The organism is Mesorhizobium sp. ArgA1 (genome assembly GCF_053714375.1).
Window position 1 is genome coordinate 1 of record NZ_JBSKBQ010000096.1, and the last position, 1,255, is coordinate 1,255.

Consider the following 1,255-nt stretch of genomic DNA (forward strand, 5'->3'; position numbering starts at 1 on the left):
ATCCGGACTTGCTCACGACAAACGTCGCCGAACTCGTTCTTGCCCTCAATCGTGATCGTCCACTCCACCGCCACCATCGCCTCCTTGAACAAAAGCGATGGTCATGGACCGATCGGCCCTAATAACCCGTATTCGACCCCGGAGAAATTACCGGTGTCATGACAGGCCTTGCACTTTCTCTAATTCGACCCTATCTTTCGGGGTGTATTAGAGAGGCGAGCAGATGGAACATCTGACAACGGCACAGGCGGCTTTTGTAGTTGGCGCGCCGCTGGACACCTTCAAAAAGGTTGTCGAGCGCGCGCCGATCAAGCCGCAACTCGTGAAGCGAGGTGGTCGAAGCATTCGACAGTTTGGCCAAGCCGAACTGGTGTTTCTCCATGCCTATGACGAACTCAAACAGGCGCTGACACCCAAGAGCCAGTCCGAGTTCTATGAGGCGCTGCGGACCACCGTCAAGCGCGGCCTCGCGAAAGAAGTCACTTTTGGCAAACAGCGCTACGACATTGGTCAGCACCTGGTCTTCGTCGAGCGCAAGCTGAAGGAACTCGAGAAGCTCACGGCGCAAATCGACCTGTCCGGGAGGGAGCCGGTCATCCGGGGGACGCACATCGAGGCGCATCGCATCGCTGCTCTTCTCGACGCTGGAACCGCGGTCGAAGAGGTCCTCCGCGACTATCCCTCCTTGAAGGAACAACAGGTCGTCGCGGCCCGGGTCTATGCAGAGGCGCACCCAAAAGTGGGCCGGCCGTATCCGAAGCAAACGGCAAAAGCCGCCATGTGCGCTGCCGATCTTAGCGCGCTGGATGACTGAGTTTGAAATTCCTGCTCGATACAAATGTCCTGAAGGAGATCAGTCGACCCCAGCCGCACGAGAATGTGGCGGCTTGGCTCGATACGATCGACGATACCGATCTCGCGATCAGCGTGATCTCAGTTCGCGAGATTTCGAAAGGCATCGAGAAGAAGCGGAAGAGCGACGTTGCCGTGGCGAATATGATCGCCAAGGCGGCCGACGTCATCTTTGCCGCCTATCAAGGTCGTGTCCTCCCTGTCGACGAGGCCGTCGCACGTCGTTGGGGGCAGATGCTCGGTCAATCCGACAAGAACACCGACGATGCCGGTTTGGCCGCGACGGCGCAGGTGAATGAATTTGTCATCGTGACCCGGAACGTCTCAGACCCAACTTGAACAGTTGGAGGTGAACGGATGGCGAACACTGCCGGTTAAGCTGTTGAATTCCCTTGCCTTGAAT

Annotated in this window: 2 protein-coding genes; both read left to right on the plus strand. The window is 57.5% G+C overall.

The genetic code is table 11. From position 1 onward, the window contains the following. Nucleotides 1–223 precede the first annotated feature (223 nt). On the plus strand, nt 224–814 hold the full coding sequence (locus ACWGTI_RS32460) for a DUF433 domain-containing protein (RefSeq protein ID WP_454578925.1): 591 nt from the start codon (nt 224–226) through the stop codon (nt 812–814). A 2-nt stretch (nt 815–816) separates the two neighbouring features. After that, a complete protein-coding gene (locus ACWGTI_RS32465; protein ID WP_454590655.1) occupies nt 817–1,191 on the plus strand; it encodes a PIN domain-containing protein in 375 nt (124 codons plus the stop codon). Nucleotides 1,192–1,255 lie beyond the last annotated feature (64 nt).

Coding starts and splice junctions, on each gene's coding strand:
- ACWGTI_RS32460 (WP_454578925.1), top strand. CDS start 224: ATGGAACATCTGACAACGGCACAGGCGGCTTTTGTAGTTGGCGCGCCG.